We start from the raw sequence: 3,466 nt of genomic DNA, 5'->3' as shown, positions 1-3,466 counted from the left end.
CCGCGGGGCCCCGCAATGCGTGGGGTAGCCCGCGCAGCATGGTTACTGGGTGCCGCCCCAAGGTTCGTCCTCGAGGTCCTTAGGTGCCGTGAGATCCATCTCGAGCAGCGGCACCACTTTGGACTTGGTGATGAAGCGGTGAGCCAGCCACAGGATGATGAAGACTGGCAACCCGATGTAGGAGGAAAGCACCTCCATGCCCCGCCCGGCAAGCACAGCCTCGTAGTTCTGTCCCGCGATTACCAGTATCAGCAGGGCGAAGGCCAGCAGTGGGCCAATGGGGAACAGGGACGCCTTGTACGGCAGGTCACTGACTTTGTTCCCCTGGGCCAGGAAGCCGCGCCTGAAGCGGTAGTGGGAGACCGCGATTCCCGCCCAGACGATGAAGCCGCATAGGCCTGACATGTTCAGCAGCCAGGAGTAAGCTGCGCCCTGACCGACGATCGCGGAGAGGAACCCGAAGAGTCCCACGGCCGCGGTGGCCAGCAACGCCGGAATCGGCACGCCACGCGCATTGGTTCGGCCGAAGATCTTCGGTGCCATGCCGTCATGGGCCATGGCGTAAAGCATCCGGGTGGAGGCATATAGTCCCGAGTTGCCCGCAGACAGGATTGCGGTCAAGATCACGGCGTTCATCAAGGCCGCTGCGAAGGCAATTCCGGCGCGCGAGAAGACGAGGGTAAACGGCGATGTTGCAATATCGGACTCGCCGGAAGCCAGCAGGCTCGGATCGGTGAACGGGATCAGGCAGCCGATGATGAAGATGGCACCAATGTAGAAGAGCATGATGCGCCAGAAGACAGTGCGGATAGCCTTCGGCACTTCGCGGCTCGGGTTCTTGGCTTCGCCTGCGGCGACTCCCACGAGTTCGGTGCCCTGGAACGAGAACCCGGCAACCATGAAGACCGAGATGATCGAGACCCATCCCCCGTGGAACACGTCATCGCGGTTTTCCCAGTTGCTCAGTCCCGGAGAGTTATCCCCGAGGATGCCGAAAATCATCAGCACGCCTGCGATCAGGAAGAGCACCACTGCACTGACCTTGATCAGGGAGAGCCAAAACTCCGACTCTCCGAAGGACTTCGCCGAGAGGGCATTGAGCCCGGTCAGCACCAGCAGGAATAACCCAGCCCACATCCATCCTGGGACCCCCGGGAACCAGAAGTCCATGATGATTCCGGCCGCGACCAGCTCGGCGGCCACGGTGATGGCCCAGTTGAACCAATAGTTCCAGCCGATCGCGAACCCAAAGGACGGGGACACGAAACGGGTGGCAAAGGACTGGAAGGATCCGGCGACCGGAATTTTGGCCGCCATCTCGCCCAGTGACTGCATCAACAGGAATACCATCAGCCCGACCAGCGCGTAGGCGACCAGCGCACCGCCGGGACCCGCCTGGGAAATGGTGGCGCCCGAGGCCACGAACAGCCCGGTACCGATCGCACCGCCGATAGCGATCATCTGCAGATGGCGGCTGCTTAGCCCGCGTTTGAGTTCGTTGCCGGTTTCGCCCGAGGCGCGGACTGCCGCTGTCTCGGGGGATGAACCGCGTTGTGCCACTGCATCGGGTGTGATTTCTACGGATGTTTCACTGACTGGCGTCATGCAACACCACCAAGGTGCATCGCTGCGATCCGGCTTGAGTTCTTGGTGCCGGTGACGGCTCGACCGGTGCAGGCGTCTACGACTGCCGTGGCGAGCTGGTAGGAAAAAATGGTCCCGACAGGTCTCGCCTCGGCGGTGCTGTCTCCCGAGCTGAGGAAGAGTCCCGCACCGAAACACAGATCGGTTTCAGGGATGCGGGGAGCGATAGCCCGATCGTTTTTTTGCGTGTGGGAGCTAAGTCCCATGGTGCCTCCGAAAAGGTAGCTGCGGTGGATTTAAGCCTTCCGGAGCCCCCGGGCCGGGAAGGATGGTGATCAAGCTAACACACGTGAAGGAAGCGACCTTTGGCGTGGCGAATGTTGCACGTCCGACGGGTCAAGTACTTACGCATAGGCATGGGTTACCCGATTTGAGCGTAAGAGTTGCTGATTTGATTTCGCCGGGCGAGTAAGCAGCTCTGACGATCTGCTATGGCAGGCGGCCGGCGTTAGGCGAACGATGCCAGGGGTAAAGATGCACAAGAGATGTCGGAGCATCTCGTCAAGCGGGGCGTGCACCTCGATGAACTTACCGGTTCGACCAGCAAGCGCCTCACAAACTCGCCCCAGAGGATGCCCTTTCTGCTTTGCAACGACCTGCCGCGTCGATAGGCGGCGAGTAAGGCCATCACACCCAACTTGTCGAGTTGGATATCCAGGGGTGGCCGCACGGGCCCCGCTGATCAGCAAACACTCTGGCCGTGCCGGGCGCAGAAGGAGCCGTCATCACGTAAACCAGGAAGATCGCCAGGAACCCGGGGCTGCCGCACTTCGTCCGCGAGCCGCCCGAACAACGCCGGAGCCCCCGACAGATGAGCAACCGGTCAACGCCGTTGTCCCACTGGGAGTATCAGCGGGAATTTGAACCAGAGACAGACGCAGCAGCGCCGGTGCGGTCCTACTGCCAAGGCATCCACTGATCGACACGAGTGGCAGGAGCTGAACCTCGGATCATCCCGATAGTGCGGCTTCTTCAATCGTGATGCGCCGTTTATGGGATGTCCTAAAGACACCCGACCTTAAGGTCAGGCGCAGGCATAGCAGTGAAGAGACGGCATCGAGCAAAAGAATTTCTTATGCATGATGGAATAACCCTTCACGTATGCTTACGCAGTGCTAGCTTCTTCAGGGATCCCCTCAACGGAAGGAACGAGCATGTCCGTAATCGCAAACCCGGAAGTGACAACCACCCGGGCAGAAGACCTCAAGTCGCTCCCGGCATGGCAGGCTCTGAAGGCAGCCGTCATCGGACTGCAGCAGGTTCAAGTGCAGGACGGTTCCGTTCCGGAACCCGCTGACCATGACCAGGCCCGCCAGAATGTCGGCATCATTACTGACTCAATCAACGACCTGCGCCCCCACCTCCCCCACGACACGGACTACCTTGAACTGCTCGTGCAGGACTTCCAGCGGTGGGCGTCCGAGGGCTTCGTCGTACCGGATTTCCTCGACTCATTGGTGGCCTTCCACCCCGAGCAGTGGCGCATCGATGGGTTGGCGCACTTGGTTGTGTTCCCTATGTACACGCAGAACGGCAGCACCAACCGCTACTTCGAGGCCGTCCTCATCGAGGTCATTTGGCCTTCTTTCGTCGCTGAACTGGAGGCAGCAAACTACTCCAACAAGCTGTTCGTCCCCATCAGCTTCGTCGATTTCACGCCCGGCTATGACACGAACTCCGCGGTTCTCTTCCCCGAGAGCGTAGCGGTCCGGAGCACCCCCTCCTTCACTTGGGGAGGCATTTTCGCGGACCGCGAAGCTGCCCGGTTCCGTCGCGTCCTAAAAGCTGCTGCCGACATCACTTCCCTGGACCTGCCGGCTGA

Annotated in this window: 2 protein-coding genes; one reads left to right on the top strand and one right to left on the bottom strand. The window is 60.6% G+C overall.

Annotation, left to right across the window (positions count from 1 at the left end; translation table 11 throughout):
* Positions 1-42: 42 nt before the first annotated feature.
* Positions 43-1,605 carry an amino acid permease gene (locus AC1DR1_RS23000; protein WP_364742471.1) on the bottom strand — a complete coding sequence of 521 codons (1,563 nt, stop codon included), beginning with the start codon at positions 1,603-1,605 and terminating at the stop codon, positions 43-45.
* Positions 1,606-2,798: 1,193 nt separating this feature from the next.
* Between AC1DR1_RS23000 and AC1DR1_RS22995 the strand changes: the two genes are divergently transcribed.
* Positions 2,799-3,466, top strand: a 668-nt coding sequence (locus AC1DR1_RS22995; RefSeq protein WP_476993437.1) for a DUF6421 family protein, incomplete at its 3' end; no start/stop codon positions are given.

The sequence above is a fragment of the Arthrobacter sp. P4_F10 genome, from assembly GCF_056401435.1.
This window is presented reverse-complemented; position numbering and strand designations above follow the sequence as displayed.

Bases quoted from the DNA above. Each gene is read 5' to 3' on its own strand.
- AC1DR1_RS23000 (WP_364742471.1), bottom strand. From the start codon at position 1,605: ATGACGCCAGTCAGTGAAACATCCGTAGAAATCACACCCGATGCAGTG.